The sequence below is a fragment of the Stenotrophomonas sp. TD3 genome (genome assembly GCF_001939825.1).
In the GTDB taxonomy this organism is placed as follows: domain Bacteria; phylum Pseudomonadota; class Gammaproteobacteria; order Xanthomonadales; family Xanthomonadaceae; genus Stenotrophomonas.
Genome location: NZ_MOYM01000001.1, coordinates 2,939,387 through 2,960,452 on the forward strand (window position 1 = coordinate 2,939,387; position 21,066 = coordinate 2,960,452).

Consider the following 21,066-nt stretch of genomic DNA (forward strand, 5'->3'; position numbering starts at 1 on the left):
ACGCCATGCGTGGATGCGCCCGTCCAGCCGCACGCGATACGCAGGCGTCAACGCGCCCTCATTCGACGAATGCCCTCGCCGCGCCGTATTCCCACTGCCATGGCACGCCGGTATCGCCCAGCACGAACGCCACCAGTGCCGGGAACGTAGCCTCCGCCCGCACGTCGTTGCCCAGGATCACCACGCAGCGTTTGTACCGCTCGATGCACACCAGCGTGTTGCCGACCGCATCATCGTGGCCGCCCTTGTAGAAGCCTGCGCCCTGCGAGCCGCGGAAGGTCACCACGCCCAGGCCTGCCGCCAGATCCCTGCGTTGCTGCGCCGCGGGCAGCTCCGGTTGCAGCGTGGGGAACTGGCTGGCGGTGGTGATCGGCAGCTGCGGACGCACCAGCTCTTTGCGCATTGAAGCCGACAGTCCTTCGCCGCGCACATAGCCGGCCGCGAAGCGGGCCATGTCGGCGATGGTGGTATCCATCGATCCTGCTGCACGTACCCGGCTGCGCTCGTCGTGCGGCTCGGCCGTGCCGTCCGCAGTCCAGCCATCGGCCAGGTTGCCGGAAAAATCGCTACGCCACGTCATGCTGGTCCGCGCCATGCCGAAGCGATCGAACACGCGCTGCTGCATCAAGGTGCCCACGTTCTGGCCCGGCCGCCCGCGTTCAATCACGAACTGCAGCAGGATCAGCCCATCACCGGAGTATGCGTAGCGGCTGCCGGGGTCGAAGTGGAACTTCAAGCGGCCATCCGGTTCGAGAAAGCCGAAGTTGGCGAAGCCGCTGGCGTGGTTCAGCAGCCGTCGCGGCGTGAGCTGGCGCCAGCGCACATCACTGGCCAGCACGCTGTAGTCGGCGTACTTCTTCGGTTCGGGCGGGTAGTCCGGCAGCGGCATGTCCAGTGCGCTGGCGATGCTGGCATCCAGATCGATCACCCCGTCCTGGGCGAGCTGTGCGACCAGGTGGCCGAAGGCCATCTTGGTCAGTGACGCAGCGTACATCACGGTGTCGGTGCGCAGCGGCTCGCCTGCGGCGTTGCGTTCACCGTAGGCGGCCACATGCACCACCTTGCCGTCATCGATCACCGCCAGCGCCATCCCGCGCGCATGGGCCGCCTGCATCAGCCGCTGTGCTTCGGCATCGATGCGGGTGGGCGTGGGCACGGGTGGCGGCGCGGCCAGTACCGCCAGCGGGAGCAGCGTCAGCAACATCAGGGTGGCACGGCACATGCGTGGAACTCCTGGTGGGGCGCACGGCGATGCTACGCCAGGCTGCCGCTGGCGTCATTGCCAGATGTCAGCTGACCTGCGGCCGGCGCAGGCAGATCCGGGCCGCGCCGGCACCGATGTCCACCTGGCCGCCGCGCATTGCATCGGCACCGAGGATCAGCGCCGGCCGGGCCTCCAGGCCGATCGCCTTGAACACCGGCAGTTCGCTGATGCGGACCTCCATCGACGGGTGCTGCCAGCCGCTGCCGGTCATGCCGGGCAGGGTGTACAGCCAGGTCGCCTGCTTTCCGCCGCCCAGGCCTTCGGTGCCCTTTTCACGCACCCGTACCCGTGCATCGCTGCCATCGGTGCGCAGCCCCAGTGCGCGTGCTGCTTCGGCGTTGAGGACGGTCTGCGCGGCACCGGTGTCGACCACGGCGATGGCGTCCACAGCGGGCGCTCCCAGTGCAAGCGTGATGAAGCCGAACTGGCGCAGGCCGTCAGTACGGCCGGGCAGCGCATTGGGCTGGCAACCCGGTCCTTCCAGGTTCAATCCGCCGGGTGTCCACAGCGCCAGTTGATTGCGGCCGAAGTCCCAACGGGTGTCCCAGCGCCCGGTCAGATCGTTGCCGATCAAGCCGTCAATGGCCGGATCATCGTCCTTCGGCAACGACGACAGATCGACCTTCATGGCTTGGGCCTGCAGCTGCCAACTGCCCAGCTGCCAGGACGTGCTGCGCATGCGCTGCAGTCGCGCGGAAGCTGCACTCGCCCCCTGGGCCTGTGATACCTCTGCATCCGCATCCTCCAGGCCATAGCGCCGAACGACGCGGTCATCGACCAGGGTGGCGCCTGCCGCGCTGTCGACCACGAAGCGCAGCGGTTCGGCACGCCCGTCCAGCGACACGGCCACGGCCGGATGACCGCCCTGCATCCACATCGGCAGGATGTGTTCGGGGGCATCGGACGCCAGCGCAGGCAGCGGGGCAGCAAGCAGGAGGAATGGGATGAGGTGCAAGGCAAGTCTCCGCAGTGATCATGGGTGACCATTGGCGCGCAGCGGCGTATCGCGGGAATATCGCTGTTGATACCGTCCTGATACAGACCGGCCCGATACTGCCCGCATGACGACTCCCGCCCGTGTCATCGTTGTCGATGACGACGCCAGCATCCGCGATGCCATCGCTGATTGCCTGCTGCTGCATGGCTTCATGGTGCGGGTCGCGGCGGACGCGACGGCGCTCGACGTGGTGCTGCAGAGCGAACGGCCCGACCTGATCATCCTCGATTGGATGATGCCCGGCGAGGACGGGCTTTCGGTCTGCCGCCGGCTGCAGGCACGGGCCATCCCGATCCTGATGCTGTCGGCGATGGGCAGCGCGCCGGATCGGGTGATCGGACTGGAGATGGGTGCGGACGACTACCTGGCCAAGCCGTTCGATCCGCGGGAGCTGCTGGCACGGGTACGCGCGCTGCTGCGCCGCCAGCACAAGCTGCGCGCGCAGGTGGCCAGCGAACTGCGCTTTGCCGGTTGGCGGCTGCTGCCTGATCAACGTCGGCTGTTCGCGCCGGAAGGAAACGAACTGATGCTCAGCCGCGGTGAGTTCAGCCTGCTGCTGGCGCTGGCCGAACGTCCCGGGCGGGTGCTGGGGCGCGAGCAGCTGCTGCAGCTGAGCCGCGGTGAACCCACCGACAGCGTCGATCGTGCGGTCGACCTGGCGATCAGTCGGCTGCGACGCAAGCTGGGGCAGGCCTCACCCGGTGCTGAAGCCCTGGTGCAGACCTTGCGCGGTGAAGGCTACCGCTTCGACGCCGAGGTAGAGGTGTTGTGAGCAGCCGGTGGCCGACCGCGCGCTGGATCGCGATGCTGGCCCTGGCCAGCCTGCTGCTGGCGACACTGGTCAGCGTGGCCGTGGTTGGCTGGATGCCCCGGCCTGCGCCTCCGCCGATGCGGTTGGACCAGGCCGTGCAGGTGCTGCGCGGGGAGCAGGCCGCAGCGCCATTGGGCCTGCATCTGGCGACACAGGACGCACCACCACAGGGCAGCGCCAGCGACTGGCTCACGCAGTTGGCGGCGCTGCAGATGGGTTTGCCGGCGAAGGAGGTACGCCTGGTCTGGAGCGGGCAGGGCAAGGCGCCGGACGTGCAGGTCATCGAGGGGGGGGCCGTGCTCGATGCCACGGCGCGGGCCGGTGTACTGAAGGCGCAGGCGGCAGTACTGACCGCCATGCAATGGCCGCCGTTTGAACTGGGCGTACGCCAGGCCGATGGCCGTTGGCAGGTGGTCGGCAGCGATCACAGCGATCTGGCGGCCTGGCGCCGCCAGGTGGTGCTTGCCCTGCTGGGTGGTGCGGTCCTGCTGGCGCCGCTGGCGGCGTGGGCATCGATCCGGCTGGGACGCCCGCTGCACCGCCTCGCCGAAGCCAGCGCACGGGTGGACCTGCAGGCCACAGCGCCCTTGCCGGATGACGGCCCACGCGAGGTACAGATGCTGGCCGCTGCGATCAGCACCGGTCGCGATCGCCTGCATGCGCAGGCACAGGACATGACCCACATGCTGGCCGCCGTAGCGCATGACCTGCGCACGCCATTGACCGGGCTGCGCCTGCGCGCCGAGTTCGCCCCCGCGCCCCAGTCGGCGCGGATGGTGGCGGACATCGAGCGCATGGACACGATGATCGAGCAGGTACTGGACTACGCACGCGGTGAACTGCAGCCGTTGCAGATGCACGGTCTGGATCTGGCCGCACTGCTGGAGGACTGCGTGCAGGCGGCGCTGCTGCGCGGAGTCGGCATCTCCATCCAGGGGCCGGACACGCTGCGCTGGAACGGCGATGCGCTGCTGATCCGGCGCGCGGTCGACAATCTCATCGACAACGCCGAGCGCTACGCCGGGGCCGTGGAGCTGCAGCTTGCCATGGTCGGCCACAGGGTGCAGCTGGATGTGATGGATCGCGGCCCGGGCATCGCCGAGGCCGACCGTGCACGCCTGCTGCAACCGTTCCAGCGCAGCGAGAGCTCGCGCAGCCGCGCCACCGGTGGCGCCGGGTTGGGGTTGGCTGTGGCCGCCAATGTGGCCAGGCGGCACGCAGGCGAACTGCAGCTGCTGCACCGTGAGGGCGGCGGGCTGATCGCGCGCCTGTTGCTGGGGACGTTCTCCTGAAAATCGGCGTGGTTCATGGATGATGTGTTTTTATAATATGATTAGGCGACTAATCACATTGCAGGGGCGCCATGATCGAAACCAAGCACCAGGCGTTGCTGGAGGAAACGCAACGACGCGGTCACAGCAACATCGCGCAGCTGCGCCTGTGTTTCCAGCTGCTCTCGCTGGCCTCGTCGATCGATCGCGACTGCGCTGCCCGGCTTGCACCGCACGGGCTCAGCGAGGGTCGCTTCATCGTACTGTTCCTGCTGCATGGCGCCGATGGCTCGCTGCCGCCCCATGAACTGGCAGAGCGTGCCGGCGTGACCCGCGCCACCATCAGCGGCCTGCTCGACGGCCTGCAGCGCGAAGGCCTGCTACAGCGTCGCAGCGATGCCGAGGATGGCCGCCGCCTGCAGATCGTGTTGACCGCAAAGGGGGCGCGCCTGGCCGATGCGCTGTTCGAGCAGCACACACAGTGGATCGGCGGCCTGTTCAACGGCCTGGATGCGGATGAACAGCAGCAGCTGTCACGGCTGCTGCTCAAGGTCTGGCAGCACACGGACGCCGGGCGGAAATCCGCAGCATGAGCACGCCCATTCCAGCGGAGCGGCGGCGTGCACTCAACAGCGGCAACGCCGCCGCCACTCATCTGGCCGAATGCCTGGCAGTGGATTTCGCCGAGCTGTTGCAAGGGGTCGCGCCTGCGCTTGAACCGGAAGCGCTGCAACGCATGCACGAAGCCTCAGGCAAGGGCATCACCCAGCGCATGGCCCTGGCCGCGCAGTTGCTGCGTGAGGCGGGGCAGGACGCGCCTGCGCTCTGGCAGCATCACAGCTCCGATACCGTGCGTGGCTGGGCCTGTTATCTGATCGGCAGCGATGCCCGCGCAACGTTGGCAGAGAAGCTGCAGCAGATGCGCACGCTGGCCGATGACCCACACTTCGGAGTGCGCGAATGGGCGTGGCTGGCGCTACGCACGGACATTGTTTCCGCGCCGGAGCAGGCGCTCGGGTACCTGCAACCGTGGACACAGGAAGCATCGCCGTACCTGCGCCGCTTCGCCTGCGAAGCACTGCGCCCACGTGGTGTCTGGGCCACGCACATCGCCCTGTTCAAGCAACATCCGGAACATGCAGTGGCGCTGCTGGAAGCACTGGCCGATGACCCGGAGCGCTATGTGCAGGATTCCGTCGGCAACTGGCTCAATGATGCCGGCAAGACACAGCCGCAGTGGCTGCGCGAACTCTGCGTGCGCTGGCAGCGCGAGCACGACAGCACCGCCAACGCCTACATCCGCAAACGCGCGATGCGCTCGCTTCGGTAGCGCCGGCCGCTGGCCGGCAACCCCAGGTCATTCAAGCGAGCATGGCACATGCGCCTGTCACCCGGACGCGGTAAACAGTGCATTGCCCATGTCCATCCGCAGGGAAGTTGATCATGCAGAGCACGCTCCAGGTCACGCTGTTCGGCCCGCTTGGCGACAGCCCGGCATTGCAGTTGCCGGGGCGGGAAGGGCCCTCGGTGGCCATCCCGGAAGCGGCCCTGCGGCGGTTGGTCTCCGACCTCTACACCGCCCGCTCCCTGCTCAACCCCGAGCAGTTGGACGAGGCCAGGCAGGAGCTGGATCGCGTGCTGGAGCGCTGGGCCGACATCCATGAAGGCCTGCTGCTGGACGTGGAAGTGCATGGCAAATGAGCGACTCTGCGTGGCTGCTGCCACATAGGCAGCGCTGGCGCGCACCTCGCTGAACCGGGTCCCCAGTTGCGGATGAAACATTTTGCACTGCGCAAAAGCTGTGCTATCAATACACCCCATGAACGCAGCCGCCACCCGCTTTTACTGGTATTACTTTCCGAAGCCACTGGCGGAGGAAGGACTGCGCTCACCCTGAAGAAAGCTTCAGACGCATTCCCGAAAGCCGCCAGCGAACCTGGCGGCTTTTTTCATGCCGCCACGCTGGGGACCCCCAACGTTCCGGAGATCTCCTGCAATGCCCCCGCACACCGACGACCTGCGTATCCGCACCATCGAACCGCTGACACCGCCCGCCCAGCTGCTGGCGATGCTGCCCTGTGACGATGAAGCCTCCGACACCGTCAGCGCCTCGCGCGCGGCCCTGCACCAGATCCTGCATGGCCGTGACGATCGCCTTGCGGTGGTGGTGGGCCCGTGCTCGATCCACGACCCGAAGGCCGCCATCGAGTACGCCCAGCGCCTGAAGCCGCTGCGCGATGCGCTGGCCGGCGAACTGGAAATCGTCATGCGCGTGTACTTCGAGAAGCCGCGCACCACGGTGGGCTGGAAGGGCCTGATCAATGATCCGGACCTGGATGGCAGCTTCAGGATCGACAAGGGCCTGCGCATCGCCCGCGGCCTGCTGCGCGACATCAACAAGCTCGGACTGCCGGCCGGTGTCGAGTTCCTCGACGTGATCTCGCCGCAGTACATTGCCGACCTGGTGGCCTGGGGCGCGATCGGTGCACGCACCACCGAAAGCCAGGTGCATCGCGAGCTGGCGTCGGGGCTGTCGTGCCCGGTCGGCTTCAAGAACGGCACCGATGGCAACGTGAAGATCGCCGCCGACGCGGTGGGTGCAGCGTCCAATCCGCACCACTTCCTGTCGGTCACCAAGCAGGGCGGTACCGCCATCGTATCGACCACCGGCAATCCGGATTGCCATGTGATCCTGCGCGGCGGCAAGCAGCCGAACTACGACGCAGGCAGCGTCGCCGACGCCTGCCAGGTGCTGGCCAAGGCCAAGCTGCCGACGCGCCTGATGATCGACGCCAGCCATGCCAACAGCTTGAAGAACCCGGAAAACCAGCCGAAGGTGATCGAGGACATCGCCGTTCAGTTGGAAGACGGCGAACAGCGCATCGTTGGTGTGATGATCGAGAGCCATCTGGTTGGTGGCCGCCAGGAACTGGTGGAAGGCCAGCCGCTGGTCTACGGGCAGAGCATCACCGATGGCTGCATCGACTGGGACACCACCGTGACGGTGTTGGAGCGACTGGCTGCGGCCGTGCGGGCCCGTCGCGACGTGAAGGTGTCCGAAGCCGCCTGAGTGCGGCACGTGTGTGGATGGCGGCCAGCGCCTGCGGGGGTGCGGCCGCGATCAGGGCCGGCCGGAGTTGGAGACCGGCCCATCTGCACCGGCGATGCGCCTGGCGCTGCGCATGAGCGACAGCGCCAGGTACATCGCCGGGGTGGTGATGCCGGTATTTGTAGCGTCGAGCCATGCTCGACGTGCGCGCGACGCGCGTTGGTTTGCTGCAAAGCGCAGTCGAGCATGGCTCGACGCTACGAAGAGGCTCAATGCACTTCGTCGTGGTAGACGAACTTCGGCATTTCCCAGCGGTAGTGGATCGCCAGCAGGCGCAACGCGAAGCCGCCGCCGAGGCAGCACAGAATCGCAGTGGCATCGGCCACGCCCCAATGCAGCAGCAACAGATAGGCCGCGCCGGTCAGCAGCGCGATGATCGCGTACAGCTCCTTCTGGAAGATCAGCGGCACCTCGTTGCAGAGGATGTCGCGCAGCACGCCGCCGAACGCACCAGTCAGCATGCCGGCGATCAGCACGATCGGCATCGCATGGCCGGCCTCGCGCGCGATCGAGCAGCCGATCAGGGTGAAGGCGATCAGGCCCAGGCCATCGAGCACCAGGAAGGTGCGGCGGAAGTGGTGCATCCAGCGCGCCACCCAGGTGGCGATCAGCGCCGCGCACACGGTGAAACCCAGGTACTCGGGATGCTTCACCCAGCCCAGCGGGTAATGGCCGAGCAGGATGTCGCGCAGCGAGCCGCCGCCGAGGGCGGTGACGCAGGCGATCATGACCACGCCGAACAGGTCCATGCGGCGGCGGCCGGCGGACAGCGCGCCGGTCATGGCCTCGGCGGAAATGGCAATCAGGTAGATGATGGACAGCAGCATGGGACAGGCTCCGGGCGCGGTGGGGCCGGCCATGCGCGTATACCGCCACTGCCTGCGCAATGACGGGATGACGATGACCGGTGCCGCTCCCGCTGTCCTTTTGCCTGAGAGTTCAGCGGCGTAGGCCGCGTGCCCCTTCGGCGGATCGTCCGGGGCGTGCCCGGTGACCTCTCTCCAGCTCGGCGAGTCGAATGCATGGTTGGTGGGATTCCAGCCCACCGGCCTGAGCGATCATGGGAGCCTGCGCCTTCGGCGGGCGCCAGCGCGGCGCCTCTCTCCTGCATTCGGGCGCCAGTATATCCGCTGCAGTGCAGCACGGCATAATCCGGGCATGGCCCCGTCTCTCCGCCCGTGGTTCCTGTACCTGCTCGAATGCCGCGATGGCAGCTATTACGCCGGCATCAGCACCGATGTGGATGCGCGTTTCGCCGCCCACCAGGCCGGCAAGGGCGCGCGCTACACCCGGGCCCGGCCACCGCTGCGGGTGCTGGCCGTGCGTGAGTACCCGGACCGGGCCGCCGCGTCACGCGCCGAGTGGCAGCTCAAGCAGCAGCCGCGCGAACGCAAGCTGGCCTGGCTGCAGGCACCAGCCGAGACGCTTCTGTAGATCCACGCCATGCGTGGATGGGCTGCCCGGCCCATGCGATGATCGCCCCGCGCCCAGAGCTGGAGACCCGGATGTCCACGATCGCCCTGCTGTTCGCTCTTTCCGCATCAACAAGTCCCGCCGCCGACCCGGCCACCATCGCGGCCATCGAAGCCACCTGCCACGACTACGTCGACGGCCAGCTGGAGGCCGACCCGCAGCGCGTCGCCCGCTCCCTGCACCCGGACCTGGCCAAGCGCGCGGTGCTCGGCGATACACCCGACGAGCGCCTGGGCCTGCGCCGCATGTCGAAGGAAGAGCTGGTCTCGTTGACGAAGCAGGGCGCGCTGAAGACCCCGAAGGATCAATGGGACCGCCGCTGCACGGTGCTGGACGTGACCGGCAACGCCGCCTCGGTGCGACTGGAAACCCCGTGGTTCGTCGATTACTTCCACATGGGGCGCTTCGACCAGCGCTGGGTCATCGTCAACGCACTGTGGTACCCGAAACCAAAGGCGAAGTGAGCGATGGGGGCCGCAGGGAAAGCGTGGCTGTCAGTCATCGTGTTGGTCGCCGCCATCGCACTGCTGCCGGGCCTGCTGTACCTGCTCGGACTGGCGCTGGTGGAAGGCCGGCCGAAGCCGGCGGACCGCGCGCCGAGTGGTGTGGCTGCGTGCAGCAGTGAACCACGGGCGGGATACCAGCCGATGAACCCTTGGCGCTTCGCCGCGCAGTTCTTCGACAAGGACGTGATGCAGAAGAAGGTGCCGGAAGTGGAACGGGAGGCCTACTGGATTGCCCGACGGCACCTGTGGCGGCAGCCTCGGCATGGCATGCTGCGCTGGCATCTGAGCAGCACCGCGTTGACGATCTGGATCACCCGGCATTGGAGTAGCACGCAGATTGCCGACACCGCGAGGAAGGAGGATTTCTGCCGCACCTGGGCGAAACGGCGGGTGCCAGGTGGTCCGATGAACCGGTAGATCCACGCCATGCGTGGAGGGTGTTGACGGGGTCAGAGCCCTTTCCTGCGGAAAGGGATCCGACCGCGCAGCAGCCGGCCAGCGGCCGGCACTACCGTCGGGGCCGCCGGTCATCCTGATCATCACCGAAGATGATGCGCGCGCTGCGCTGGTAGCTCCAGTACGCGACCGCCCAGTTCAGCAGCACCACGATGCGGTTGCGGAAGCCGATCAGGAAGAACACGTGCGCGGCCAGCCAGAACCACCAGGCCAGGATGCCCGACAACTGCAGCCGGCCCAGGTGCACGATCGCGGCCATGCGGCCGATGGTGGCGAGGTTGCCGTAGTCGGCGTACTTGAACGGCCCCGGTGCCGCCTTGCCATGCAGGCGCGCGCGGATCACCCCGGCCACGTACTTGCCCATCTGCTTGGCGGCAGGCGCCACGCCGGGCACCGGCTTGCCGTTGGCCTGGTTCAGTGCGGCCAGATCGCCGGCCACGAACAGCTCCGGGTGGTCGGGCAGGGTCAGGTCCGGCTGCACCTGCACGCGGCCGGCGCGGTCCAGCGGCACGTCCAGCGTGCGCGCCAGTGGTGAGGCGGCCACGCCGGCGGCCCAGACTACGGTGCGGGCCGGCACGAACTGCTCACCGAGCTTGAAGCCCTGGCTGTCGATGTCGCTCACCGGAGTACCCGTCAGCACTTCCACGCCCAGCTTTTCCAGCTGCCGGCGTGCCTTCAGCGAAAGCACTTCCGGGAACGAGGACAGCACGCGCGGGCCGGCCTCGACCAGCCGCACCTTGGCGCTGGCCGGGTCGATGTGGCGGAATTCGTTGCGCAGCGTATGCCGCGCGATCTCGGCCAGGGTGCCGGCCAGTTCAACACCGGTGGGGCCGCCGCCGACCACCGCGAAGCTCAGCCATGCCGCCTTCTTCGCCGGGTCCGGTTCGGCCTCGGCGCGCTCGAAGGCCAGCAGCAGCTTGCGGCGCAGCGCGATGGCATCGTCCAGCGTCTTCAGGCCGGGCGCATCATCGGCCCACTGGTCGTTGCCGAAGTAGGCGTGGGTGGCGCCGGTGGCCAGCAGCAGGCTGTCGTAGTCCAGCGTGCTGCCATCGGCCATGCGGATCTGCCGGGCCTGTTTGTCGATGGCGACCACTTCGCCCAGGCGGACTTCCACGTTGCGCTGGTGGCCGAGAATGTGGCGCAGCGGCGCGGCGATATCCGGCGCGGACAGGCCGGCGGTGGCCACCTGGTACAGCAGCGGCTGGAACAGGTGATGGTTGCGGCGGTCGACCAGGGTGATGCGTATGCGCTCGCGGGCCAGGGCACGGGTGGCCCAGAGGCCGGCAAAACCGCCGCCGACAACAACCAGGTGGGGAACGCGCTCGCGACTCATCGACTCACTCCAGTGGGGGCATTGGGGGAAGCGCCTGGCATCTTCGCACGGCGGCTGCCTGTCACGTCAGCGCCCGCGTGGATCGGCGATACTCGGGTTCAGGCAACGGCCCCTGAGGAGCCCATGAGCGAACCGGAAAAGCGCATCGCCCTGTTGATCGACGCCGACAACGCGCCGGCCTCGAAGATCGACGAGGTCCTGGCCGAAGTCGCCCGCTACGGCGTGGCCAACGTGCGCCGTGCCTATGGCAACTGGAAGAGCCCGCGGTTGAAGGGCTGGGAAGCGGTGCTGCACGAATATGCGATCCGCCCGATCCAGCAGTTCGCCTACAGCAAGGGCAAGAATGCCTCCGACATGGCGATGGTGATCGATGCCATGGACCTGCTGTACGCGCGCAATCTTGATGGGTTCGCCATCGTGTCCAGCGATGCCGATTTCACCCCGATGGTGATGCGCCTGCTGACCGATGGCGTGAAGGTGTATGGCTTCGGCGAAAAGAAGACGCCCGAACCGTTCGTCAACGCGTGCTCGAAGTTCACCTACCTGGAAGCGCTGGGCCAGACCCATGCCAGCGTGCCGGATGCCGAGCAGGCATCGAGCGAGCAGGCGTCGAGCGAGCCCGTCGCCAATGATGATGCACGCCCGCGCAAGAGCGGGGCGGAGATGCGCAGCGATACGCGGCTGGTGAAGATGCTGCGCCGCGCGGTGTCCTCGGCCGAGGGCGAGGATGGCTGGTCGCACCTGGGGCCGGTCGGCAGCCAGATCGGCAACCAGGCCTCGTTCGATCCGCGCAACTACGGCTACGGCAAGCTCAGTGATCTGCTGGCAGCAATCGGGCTGTTCGAGCTGAAGAAGGACGGCAAGTCGTCCTACGTGCGCGCGCTGCCAAAAAAGAACAGGTAGTGCCGGCCGCTGGCCGGCAAGCCCCAGATGCCTGATCCCGCATCCGGCACGCACATCTCCACTCCGATCAGGCGTATCGTTGCCGCTCGCATTGCCCGCAAGGAAAACCCGCATGTTGAAGATCTGGGGCCGCCGCAATTCCAGCAACGTCCGCAAGGTACTGTGGTGCGCCGAAGAGATCGGCCTGCCGTATGAGTCCATCGAAGTCGGTGGCAGCCACGGCGGCACGCAGACGCCGGAGTACCAGGCGATGAATCCCAACAGCCTGGTGCCGGTGATCGAAGACCACGGTCTGCCGCTGTGGGAATCGAATGCCATCGTGCGCTACCTCAGTGCGCGCTACGCGCTGGGTACCCTGTACGCCGAAGATCCGATGGAACGCGCCCAGGCCGAGAAGTGGATGGACTGGAGCACGTCGCGGATGGCGCCGCTGTACAGCGACCTGGTCTGGGGCATCATGCGCACCGCGCCGGCCGACCGCGACGAAGCGCGCATCAGCGCCGCCATCGTCCGCGCCGGTGACTACCTGGCAATGGCCGATGCCACCCTGGCGAAACAGCCATGGCTGTCGGGCGAGAAATTCGCGATGGGTGACATTCCACTGGGCTCGCTGATCTACGCCTGGTTCGAACTGCCGATCCAGCGCCCGGAGCTGCCGCATCTGGCTGACTGGTATGCGCGGCTGCGGGAGCGGCCGGCCTACCAGCGCGGCGTGATGTCGCCGCTGACGTAAGCGGTGGCGTTCGGGGTCAGAGCCCTTTTCTGCGAAAAGGGATCCGACCCCCTGGCCATCGGGGTCGGATCCCACCCAGCGGGTGGGCTCCGACCCCTCAATACAGATCCGTCGGATCCACATCCAGCGACCAGCGCACCTTGCGTGCTTCCGGCAGTGCATACAGCTGCGGCACCAACTGCGAAAGCACACCATGCAGCGGCGGCCGCTGCATGGCCGACAGCAGCAGCTGCGTGCGCTGGTAGCCAGCACGCCGTGGCATCGGCGCCGGCATCGGGCCGTAGGCTTCGACCACGTTCTGCTCGCCCAGCAACTGCCGAGCGGCCAGCAGGAACGCGTTGGCATGCTCCACCTGCTGCGCTTCGGCGCGCATCAGCGCCAGATGCGCGAACGGCGGGAATCCGGCCGCCTGGCGCTGGTTCAACTCGGCCTGCGCGAACGGGTGGTAGCCACCGCTCACCAGGGTTTCCAGCAGCGGGTGCCCGGGGTGATGGGTCTGCAGCCAGACCTCGCCGGGGTCACGTGCACGTCCGGCGCGACCGGCCACCTGGATCAGCTGCTGGGCCAGTTTCTCGCTGGCGCGGAAGTCGGCGGAGAACAGACCTTCGTCGATGCCGACCACCACCACCAGCGTCAGCTTGGGCAGGTCGTGGCCCTTGGCCAGGATCTGCGTGCCGACCAGGATGCCGGGCTGGTCGCCCAGTTTCGCCAGCTGCTGTTCCAGCGCGTCGCGCCGTGAGGTGGTGCCGCGGTCGATGCGTACCACGGGGAAGTCGGCGAAGGCGGCGGTGAGGTGTTCTTCCAGGCGTTCGGTGCCGATGCCCTGCGGCTGCAGCGCCAGGCTGCCGCAGGCCGGGCACGCCAGCGGCGCCGGTTGCCGCGCACCGCAGTGGTGGCACTGCAGGCGACGACCGCCACCATGCACCGTCATCGGCGCATCGCAGCGCTGGCATGGCGCGGTCCAGCCGCAGTCGTGGCAAAGCAGCACCGGCGCATAGCCGCGGCGGTTCTTGAAGACCAGTACCTGCTGGCCGCGCTGCAGGTGCTCGCCGATGCCGGCCAGCACATCGGCGGAGAGACCGTCATGCAGCGGGCGCTTGCGTACGTCCAGGATGCGCACGCGCGGTGGCCGCGCATCGCCGGCGCGCTGTTTCAGGCGCAGGTGGGTGTAACGCCCGGCGTAGGCGTTGTGCAGGGTTTCCAGCGAGGGCGTGGCACTGCCCAGCAGAACTGGAATGCCCAGCGACTTGGCCCGGACCAGGGCGAAATCGCGCGCGTGGTAACGGATGCCGTCCTGCTGCTTGTAGCTGCCGTCGTGTTCCTCGTCGACGATCAGCAGGCCGGCCTGGGGCAGCGGCGTGAACACTGCCGAGCGGGTGCCGACGATGACGCGTGCTTCGCCGCGTGAGGCCGCTGCCCAGACGCGCGCGCGCTCGTTGTCGTTCAACCCCGAATGCAGCGCATGCACGGCGATGCCGAGGCGGCCGCGGAAGCGTGCCAGGGTCTGCGGGGTCAGGCCGATTTCCGGCACCAGCACCAGCGCCTGCTTGCCCTGCGCCAGGCAGTGGATGATCGCCTGCAGGTAGACCTCGGTCTTGCCGCTGCCGGTCACGCCATCCAGCAGGAACGGCTGGAAGCCGCCGGCGGCGTTGATCGCGGCCACCGCCTCGGCCTGGTCCGGGTTGAGCGTGGGCCCTGGCAGTGGCTGCGCGTGTTGGGGGGCCACGCTCAGCGCAACGCGCTCGGCCAGCCCGCGCTTGGCCAGGCTGCGGGCGGCGGTGCGCCAGTCCTCCATGCGTTCGCCCAGCACGTCCTCATCCACGATGGCCTCGGCCAGCAGTTCGGCCAGTTGCCGCGGGCGGCTGCCGGCGCGCAGCCTGTCGCGCTGATCGCGGCCTTCCGGGGTCAGCTGCCAGCCCCAGTGGTGGGTGTCCGGCAGGGCCTCGCCATGGCGCAGCGGGCCGGGAAGGGCGGTGCTCAGCACCTCGCCCAGGGGGGCGTGGGTGTAGCGCGCCAGCCATTGCAGGCTCTGCCACAGCTCACCCTGCAGCAGCGGCTGCGGGTCGCACCAGGCCAGGGCCTGGCGCAGTCCCTGGCCGTCGTCGGTCTGGCCGTGCCCCACCACCACACCGACCAGCTCCCGGTTGCCGAACGGCACCTTCAGGCGGCAGCCGACCGCGACCGCCGGGCCGTCGCCTTCCGGCGACAGGTAGTCGAACAGGCGGGGCAGGGGGACGGGCAGGGCGACCTGCAGGGTCGGAATCGGTGAAAGCATCGGGCCAGTGTAACGGGCCATGCGCGCGCGAATGGCAGCAGAGGGAGCGGCCGGGCGGCGTCCGTTGAATCATAAATGTCACCTAAATATCGGTGTCCATTGGAGATTCAGTCTTATCCACATGTTCTGTGGATAACGTTGTGCGTTAACGGTCAGCGGAAACGCAGAAGGCCGATGGCGACGGCCTCACGCTTGGGTTGGTCAAAAAATCGCCACATAGTAAAAGCGTTCAAAATCAACAGCTTAAGTGTGAAACAATGCTGAAACAGAGTGAATTCAGCTGGATGCCCCAGTTTTCCGCTGCGGGGGCGTGGTGCTGTGCACAACCTGCAGCACGAAGTGCCTGTGGGCGCAAGTCCTACGGGCGTCGATGGCCTGCCGCTATCATGCCGGCAGACCTTTGGAGTGACCGATGACGGCTGTGCCCGCCCCTGTTTCCTCGACCGCGGCCGGCGCGCTGTCGGCGTTCCTGCGTGGCGTCGAGCGCCGTGCCCTGGTGGTCGCTGAACTGCAATGCGGCGATGCCGCGCGCGCTGAGCAGACCCTGGTGGCGGTGATGCGCGCCTTTGCCGCCGTTGCCAGCGATCTGCCGATGGCGCAGTGGCCGACCCGCTTCTGGACCCTGCTGGGCCAGCGCCAGGCGTTGCGCGAGCCGGCGGGCGGGCAGTGGGGGCCGCCGTTGGCCGCGCTGGGCGCGATGCCGCCGCTGCCGCGCCTGGCATTGCTGCTGCGGGTGGGCGGCAGCCTGGACGAGGGTATCGCCATGCGCGTGCTCGACCAGGACGAGGCCGGCTACCAGCACCTGCTGGCCGACGCCTGCCCGCGTGATGCCCACGGCCAGCCGGATGCCTCGGCCTGGCGCCAGTTGGCCGAACAGGTGCAGGCGCGCATCCGTGAGCTGCCGGCCACGCGCCTGCAACAGCTGCAGCAACCCGCCGCACCGGCCGCCCACAACGAAGCCCCGACCTCAAGCTGGCGCGCACCGCAGCGCGATGAGCGTGCGGCCGCCCATGGCAAGCGCCGTCGCGCGAACGCCAAGCCGCGCTGGCGCGGTCCGCTGATCCTGCTGGTCACCGTGGCGGTGCTGCTGGCCGCCGCGCTGGGCTGGCGCTACTGGCAGGGGCATTCCTTCGGTAGTGATGCACCGCTGCCGGAGGGTGTGGTGGGCGAAGCCGGTCCGGTGACGGTGGAAGCCCTGCCACCAAGCAAGGTCAACGCCACGCCGGATGCGACCACGGCCCAGGCCACGGACGACGCCACGATGCTGGCCGACCGCGACTACCCGCTGGTGGCCGATGCCGACCTGTACGCGTGGACTGCCGCGGGCGGTCCGCTGCCGGTAGACGAATCGCAATCCAAGCCGAGCCGGCCGGAGCCGGCCAACGCCACGCTGGAAACCGCCGCTGCCGATGAATAAGTCCTGGTTCGCCAGCCTGTTGCTGGCCCTGCCGTTGTCGCTGTCCGCGGCACCGCAATCATTGAACATGCCGTTGCCGCCACCGTCGTCGCCGGCCACGCCGATGGCTTCGCCGGCATCATCGACCGCAGCACCCGCTGCCTTCGCCCAGCTCGATGCGCAGCAGCAGCGCCAGCGCCGCGCCGACTACGCCGCCTGGCGTGCGTTGCCGGAAGGAGAGCGCGAGCGCATCCGCCAGGCGGCTGCGCGATTCAATGCGCTGCCTGCGGACCAGCAGCAGCGCCTGCGCCAACAGTTCCGCGACCAGGACCAGGCGTTCCGCGACGGGTGGCGGCTGGGCCCGCAACTGGGCCTGGAATTTCCCAAGCTGCATGGCCTGTTCGGCTTCGTGCCCCCGGAACAGCGCGAGACCGCGCTGGCCGTACTGCGCCAGCTCAGCCCGGCGCAGCTGGCCCAGCTGACCCTGGTCGCGCAGCGCACGCCACCGCAGGAACGCGACACCGTGCGCAGCGCCTTCCTCGCCGTGCCCGCCGCCGAGCGCGACAGCTGGCTCAAGCGCCAGGCCGGCCAGTAAAAAAAGGGGACGGAGGGGATTAAGTCGTTTCAGGTCCGCTAGTGCCGGATGCGACTTAATCCCCTCCGTCCCCTTTTTGTGTGGGGCGGCTGAAACCCAGCATTCACGCCATGTCATGGGAATGCACGCGCCGCCCGCGTAAGATGGGCGCCCGCAACCCGGTGCCTGTGCCCTTCGCGCGCAACCGCAGTTCGCGTCAAGCACCTTATGTCTACTGCAACCTCCACGCCGCGCTTCAGCAAGGAAGTCGGCGCCACCGGTCTGCTCGCCCTGCCGCTCGTGCTGGGTCATGTGTCCACCGGTCTGATCTCCTTCGTCGACAACGTGATTGCCGGCCACCACGCCACGGCCACACTGGCCGCCGTCACCATCGGTACGGCGCTGCTTTGGCTGCCGATGCTGATTCCGATCGGCACCCTGATCTCGCTCACCGCCTCGGTGTCGCAGCTGCATGGCGCCGGCCGCGAGCGCGAGATCGGCCCGTTGTTCCGCCAGGCACTGTGGCTGGCGCTGGGGCTGGGGCTGATCATGTTCACCTTCCTCACCGTGGTGCCACCGCTGCTGCCGGCATTCGGCATCGCGCCGGACATCGTGCCGGGGGCCACCGCGTTCCTGCATGCGGTGCGCTGGGGCGGACCTGCGCTGACCCTGTATTTCTGCATGCGCTACCTCAGCGAGGGCATGCACTGGACGCTGCCGACCATGCTGCTCGGCTTCGGTGGCCTGCTGGTGCTGGCACCGATGGGCTATGTGCTGGCCAACGGCAAGCTCGGTTTCCCGGAAATGGGCGCCGAAGGCCTGGGCATCGCCTCGGCGGTGATGATGTGGCTGCAGGCGATCGCCTTCGCCACCTACCTGTGGTTCACCAAGCGCTTCGCCCACCTGCAGCTGTTCTCGCACTTCGAAGGACCGCGCTGGAAGGCGATCTGGGAGCTGCTGCGCACTGGCCTGCCGATCGGCATCACCGTGCTGATGGAAGGCGGCCTGTTCATCGTCACCGCGCTGCTGATCGGCCGTCTCGGTGCCAATGAAGCGGCCGCGCACCAGATCGCGATCAATGTCGCCCAGCTGTGCTTCATGATCCCGATGGGCGTGGCCGAGGCCACCACCGTCCGCGTCGGCCATGCGGTCGGTCGTGGTGACGGCTTCGGCGTGCGGCGCGCGGCCTGGGCCGGCTACGCGATCATCATGGGCACGCAGACGTTGTCGGCGGCAGTGCTGCTGTTCGGCCACGATGCCATCGTCGGTGTGTACACCAACGACCTGGCGGTGGCCGGCCTTGCCTCGACCCTGCTGCTGTACGCGGCCACCTTCCAGTTCCCGGACGGCATCCAGGTGCTGTCGGCCGGCGCGCTGCGCGGGCTGAAGGACACCCGCGTGCCGATGTTCATCGCCATGTTCGCGTACTGGGGCCTGGGCATGCCGCTCGGCGCCGGGCTCGGCCTGGGGCTGGGCATGGGTCCGCAGGGCATGTGGATCGGCCTGATCGTCGGCCTGACCGCCGCTGCCATCCTGATGGGCTGGCGCCTGCGCCGCAGCAGCCTGCGCATCGGCCAGTCGATGTTGTCCTGATCGTCCCGCCCGCCCTGCCGACCCATGGCGGGCGATCCCCTGACTTGTGTCCGATGCCGCATCACGCGGCACCGGCTATGCTGGTACCACGGCAAGAAGCCATCCGGAGCGTTCCATGAATCAACCCGTGCCCCCGCTGCCCCCGGCGCGTCGCAATCCCGTCGCCAGCTTCTTCATCGGGCTGTGGGACGTCATGAACTTCACCCGCCGGTTGATCCTCAACCTGGTGTTCTTCGGCCTGCTGTTCCTGCTGCTGGTGATGTTCGTCATCGCCGCCGGCATGGGCGCCGGTGCCAGCAAGTCGCTGCAGGACCGCACGACGCTCGTGATCGCGCCGGAAGGCCGCCTGGTCGAGCAGTTCAGTGCCGATCCGGTCAGCCGCGCGCTGGCCAAGGCGGTGGGTGACAACGGTGCCGAAGAGATCCAGCTGCGCGACCTGCTGCGGGTGATCGAGTCGGCCAAGGAAGACAAGAAGATCGAACGCGTGGTGCTGGAACTGGACAAGCTGCAGCCGTCCGGCTTCGCCTCGCTGCGTGAAGTGGCCGCCGCGCTGCAGGATCTGCGCGCGTCCGGCAAGCAGCTGGTGGCCTACAGCGAGAGCATGGGCCAGTCGCAGTACCTGCTGGCCGCGCAGGCCGACGAGGTCTACCTGGACCCGATGGGGTCGGTCGTGCTCGAAGGCCTCGGCCGCTACCGCCAGTACTTCCGCACCGGCCTGCAGGACAAGCTGGGCGTGGACGTGCACCTGTTCAAGGTGGGTGAGTACAAGTCCGCGGCCGAGCCGTACGTGCTTGATGCTGCGTCGCCGGCCTCCAAGGAAGCCGACCTGTTCTGGATGAATGACGTGTGGCAGCGCTACCTGGGCGACATCGCCAAGGCCCGCCGCCTGGATCCGGCACAGCTGGCCGCCGGCATTGACACGCTGCCGGAAGGCATCGCTGCCGCCGGTGGCGACCTGGCCAAGTTCGCCCTGCAGCAGAAGCTGGTGACCGCGCTGAAGACCCGCGAGGAATTCGAGGATCTGATGATCGAGCGTGGCGTGGCCGACGAGGATGCCGATGGCGGTTTCCGCAACGTCGACTTCGGCCGCTACCTGGCCCTGCTCGACGCGCGCCGCAACCCGGTGGACTCGCGTCCGCAGGTGGCCGTCGTGGTGGCCGCCGGCGAAATCAGTGGCGGTGACCTGCCGGCCGGTCGCATCGGTGGTGAGTCGACCTCGGCGCTGCTGCGTGCCGCGCGCGACGACGACAACGTGAAGGCGGTGGTGCTGCGCGTCGATTCGCCGGGCGGTGAAGTGTTCGCCTCCGAGCAGATCCGCCGCGAAGTGGTGGCGCTGCAGGCCGCTGGCAAGCCGGTGGTGGTGTCGATGGGTGACCTGGCCGCCTCCGGTGGCTACTGGATCAGCATGAACGCCGATCGCATCTATGCCGATCCCTCGACCATCACCGGTTCGATCGGCATCTTCGGCATGGTGCCGAACTTCAGCCGCGCGCTGGACAAGATCGGCGTGCACACCGACGGTGTCGGCACCACCCGTTTCGCCGGTGCCTTCGATGTCACCCGCCCGATGGATCCGGCCGTGGGCCAGGTCATCCAGACGGTGATCAACAAGGGCTACGCCGACTTCACCGGTCGCGTCGCCGACGCCCGAAAGAAGCCGGTCGAGGCCGTGGACGAGGTTGCCCGCGGCCGCGTGTGGAGCGGTGCACAGGCCAAGGAACGCGGCCTGGTGGATGCCTTCGGTGGCCTGAAGGATGCGGTGGCCGATGCGGCCAGCCGCGCCAAGCTGGGCAAGGCCGATGCCTATCGCGTGCGCTACATCGAGAAGGCAGCCACGCCGTTCGCACAGTTCGTCAGCGGTTTCGCTGGCAGCCGCGCCGGTGCCTGGATGCTGTCCGATTCGGGCATGGCGCGGATGATGCTGGCGCGCACGATGCCGGAAGTGGATACGCAGCTGCGCTTCGTCGAGAACGCGGCCCGCGAGAAGGGCAATGGCGCACCGGTGAAGGCGCTGGCGTACTGCTTCTGCGGGTTCTGACCAGCAACGGTATCGAATGAAAACGCCCGGCTCAGGCCGGGCGTTTTCGTTCATGGGATCGGATCCCTTTGCAGCGCAAAGGGCTCTGACCCCACCGGTCATTGCGTCGCGTCGGCCTCGGCCTTGCGCTCACGCGCGGCAGCATCATCGACGGTTCTCTGTACGTCCTTGGCGCGGTCCAGCGGTTCGTTGATCGCACGCGACATCGCTCGTGGCACCGGTGGCTTCTCCGGGTTCGGCGTGGGCGGCCGCTGGCAGGCCGCCAGCAGCAGGCTGGCCAGCAGCGACGTGGACAGGATCAGGATGCGCATGGCGGCTCTCCGCGGTGGGCGTA

The 21,066-nt window shown here is 67.9% G+C and carries 21 protein-coding genes and 2 riboswitches; of the genes, 15 read left to right on the top strand and 6 right to left on the bottom strand.

Annotation, left to right across the window (positions count from 1 at the left end):
• Window positions 1-58 precede the first annotated feature (58 nt).
• The gene (locus tag BKE09_RS13610; RefSeq protein WP_075676062.1) at window positions 59-1,222 is read right to left on the bottom strand and encodes a serine hydrolase domain-containing protein; all 1,164 of its coding nucleotides are present in this window, start codon (window positions 1,220-1,222) and stop codon (window positions 59-61) included.
• Between the two features lie 67 nt (window positions 1,223-1,289).
• Window positions 1,290-2,219 (bottom strand): retropepsin-like aspartic protease, encoded by a 930-nt coding sequence (locus tag BKE09_RS13615; protein ID WP_075676063.1) that lies wholly within the window; start codon window positions 2,217-2,219, stop codon window positions 1,290-1,292.
• Between the two features lie 106 nt (window positions 2,220-2,325).
• On the opposite strand from BKE09_RS13615, the gene BKE09_RS13620 reads away from it, so the two are divergent.
• The 6 genes from BKE09_RS13620 (at window position 2,326) to BKE09_RS13645 (ending at window position 7,413) form a co-directional block, all read left to right on the top strand.
• Entirely contained in the window at window positions 2,326-3,033 is a 708-nt protein-coding gene (locus tag BKE09_RS13620) for a response regulator transcription factor (RefSeq protein WP_075676064.1), read from the top strand.
• Between the two features lie 32 nt (window positions 3,034-3,065).
• A complete protein-coding gene (locus BKE09_RS13625; protein ID WP_075676738.1) occupies window positions 3,066-4,364 on the top strand; it encodes an ATP-binding protein in 1,299 nt (432 codons plus the stop codon).
• A gap of 71 nt (window positions 4,365-4,435) precedes the next feature.
• Complete coding sequence (locus BKE09_RS13630; RefSeq protein ID WP_075676065.1) at window positions 4,436-4,936, top strand: MarR family transcriptional regulator; 501 nt, start codon at window positions 4,436-4,438, stop codon at window positions 4,934-4,936.
• Window positions 4,933-5,673: a DNA alkylation repair protein gene (locus BKE09_RS13635; RefSeq protein ID WP_075676066.1), complete on the top strand. Its 741-nt coding sequence runs from the start codon at window positions 4,933-4,935 to the stop codon at window positions 5,671-5,673. The genes BKE09_RS13630 and BKE09_RS13635 overlap by 4 nt, the downstream gene beginning before the upstream one ends.
• 113 nt (window positions 5,674-5,786) lie before the next feature.
• Window positions 5,787-6,044, top strand: a complete 258-nt coding sequence (locus BKE09_RS13640) for a hypothetical protein (RefSeq protein ID WP_014038658.1) — start codon at window positions 5,787-5,789, stop codon at window positions 6,042-6,044.
• Window positions 6,045-6,339: 295 nt separating this feature from the next.
• Window positions 6,340-7,413, top strand: a complete 1,074-nt coding sequence (locus BKE09_RS13645; protein ID WP_014038657.1) for a 3-deoxy-7-phosphoheptulonate synthase — start codon at window positions 6,340-6,342, stop codon at window positions 7,411-7,413.
• Between the two features lie 248 nt (window positions 7,414-7,661).
• On the opposite strand, the gene BKE09_RS13650 is transcribed toward BKE09_RS13645, so the two are convergent.
• A complete protein-coding gene (locus BKE09_RS13650) occupies window positions 7,662-8,279 on the bottom strand; it encodes a trimeric intracellular cation channel family protein (protein WP_005411215.1) in 618 nt (205 codons plus the stop codon).
• An 84-nt stretch (window positions 8,280-8,363) separates the two neighbouring features.
• Window positions 8,364-8,467, bottom strand: a riboswitch (glycine riboswitch).
• A gap of 13 nt (window positions 8,468-8,480) precedes the next feature.
• A riboswitch (glycine riboswitch) is annotated at window positions 8,481-8,570 on the bottom strand.
• A gap of 40 nt (window positions 8,571-8,610) precedes the next feature.
• Here BKE09_RS13650 and BKE09_RS13655 point away from each other — a divergent pair.
• The 3 genes from BKE09_RS13655 to BKE09_RS13665 all read left to right on the top strand — a co-directional run bounded on the left by BKE09_RS13655 (window position 8,611) and on the right by BKE09_RS13665 (window position 9,848).
• Window positions 8,611-8,886, top strand: coding sequence for a GIY-YIG nuclease family protein (locus BKE09_RS13655; protein WP_014038656.1), 276 nt, complete (start codon window positions 8,611-8,613; stop codon window positions 8,884-8,886).
• A gap of 71 nt (window positions 8,887-8,957) precedes the next feature.
• Window positions 8,958-9,389 carry a nuclear transport factor 2 family protein gene (locus BKE09_RS13660; RefSeq protein ID WP_075676067.1) on the top strand — a complete coding sequence of 144 codons (432 nt, stop codon included), beginning with the start codon at window positions 8,958-8,960 and terminating at the stop codon, window positions 9,387-9,389.
• A 3-nt stretch (window positions 9,390-9,392) separates the two neighbouring features.
• Window positions 9,393-9,848 carry a hypothetical protein gene (locus tag BKE09_RS13665; protein ID WP_075676068.1) on the top strand — a complete coding sequence of 152 codons (456 nt, stop codon included), beginning with the start codon at window positions 9,393-9,395 and terminating at the stop codon, window positions 9,846-9,848.
• 91 nt (window positions 9,849-9,939) lie between these two features.
• On the opposite strand, the gene BKE09_RS13670 is transcribed toward BKE09_RS13665, so the two are convergent.
• Window positions 9,940-11,220: an NAD(P)/FAD-dependent oxidoreductase gene (locus BKE09_RS13670; RefSeq protein WP_075676069.1), complete on the bottom strand. Its 1,281-nt coding sequence runs from the start codon at window positions 11,218-11,220 to the stop codon at window positions 9,940-9,942.
• Between the two features lie 123 nt (window positions 11,221-11,343).
• On the opposite strand from BKE09_RS13670, the gene BKE09_RS13675 reads away from it, so the two are divergent.
• Together BKE09_RS13675 and BKE09_RS13680 are read left to right on the top strand one after the other, a co-directional pair.
• Window positions 11,344-12,123, top strand: coding sequence for an NYN domain-containing protein (locus tag BKE09_RS13675; RefSeq protein WP_075676070.1), 780 nt, complete (start codon window positions 11,344-11,346; stop codon window positions 12,121-12,123).
• A 112-nt stretch (window positions 12,124-12,235) separates the two neighbouring features.
• Complete coding sequence (locus BKE09_RS13680; RefSeq protein ID WP_014038651.1) at window positions 12,236-12,856, top strand: glutathione S-transferase; 621 nt, start codon at window positions 12,236-12,238, stop codon at window positions 12,854-12,856.
• A gap of 97 nt (window positions 12,857-12,953) precedes the next feature.
• Here the strand turns inward: BKE09_RS13680 and BKE09_RS13685 are convergent, their stop codons facing one another.
• On the bottom strand, window positions 12,954-15,131 hold the full coding sequence (locus BKE09_RS13685) for a primosomal protein N' (RefSeq protein ID WP_075676740.1): 2,178 nt from the start codon (window positions 15,129-15,131) through the stop codon (window positions 12,954-12,956).
• 412 nt (window positions 15,132-15,543) lie between these two features.
• Between BKE09_RS13685 and BKE09_RS13690 the strand changes: the two genes are divergently transcribed.
• The 4 genes from BKE09_RS13690 (at window position 15,544) to sppA (ending at window position 20,732) form a co-directional block, all read left to right on the top strand.
• Complete coding sequence (locus BKE09_RS13690) at window positions 15,544-16,548, top strand: hypothetical protein (protein ID WP_075676071.1); 1,005 nt, start codon at window positions 15,544-15,546, stop codon at window positions 16,546-16,548.
• Window positions 16,541-17,122 (top strand): DUF3106 domain-containing protein, encoded by a 582-nt coding sequence (locus BKE09_RS13695; protein ID WP_075676072.1) that lies wholly within the window; start codon window positions 16,541-16,543, stop codon window positions 17,120-17,122. Before BKE09_RS13690 ends, BKE09_RS13695 begins: the two co-directional genes overlap by 8 nt.
• 207 nt (window positions 17,123-17,329) lie before the next feature.
• Entirely contained in the window at window positions 17,330-18,694 is a 1,365-nt protein-coding gene (locus BKE09_RS13700; RefSeq protein WP_014038646.1) for an MATE family efflux transporter, read from the top strand.
• Between the two features lie 115 nt (window positions 18,695-18,809).
• Window positions 18,810-20,732: a signal peptide peptidase SppA gene (gene sppA, locus BKE09_RS13705; protein WP_075676073.1), complete on the top strand. Its 1,923-nt coding sequence runs from the start codon at window positions 18,810-18,812 to the stop codon at window positions 20,730-20,732.
• 98 nt (window positions 20,733-20,830) lie between these two features.
• Here the strand turns inward: sppA and BKE09_RS13710 are convergent, their stop codons facing one another.
• Window positions 20,831-21,043, bottom strand: a complete 213-nt coding sequence (locus BKE09_RS13710) for a hypothetical protein (protein WP_075676074.1) — start codon at window positions 21,041-21,043, stop codon at window positions 20,831-20,833.
• Window positions 21,044-21,066 lie beyond the last annotated feature (23 nt).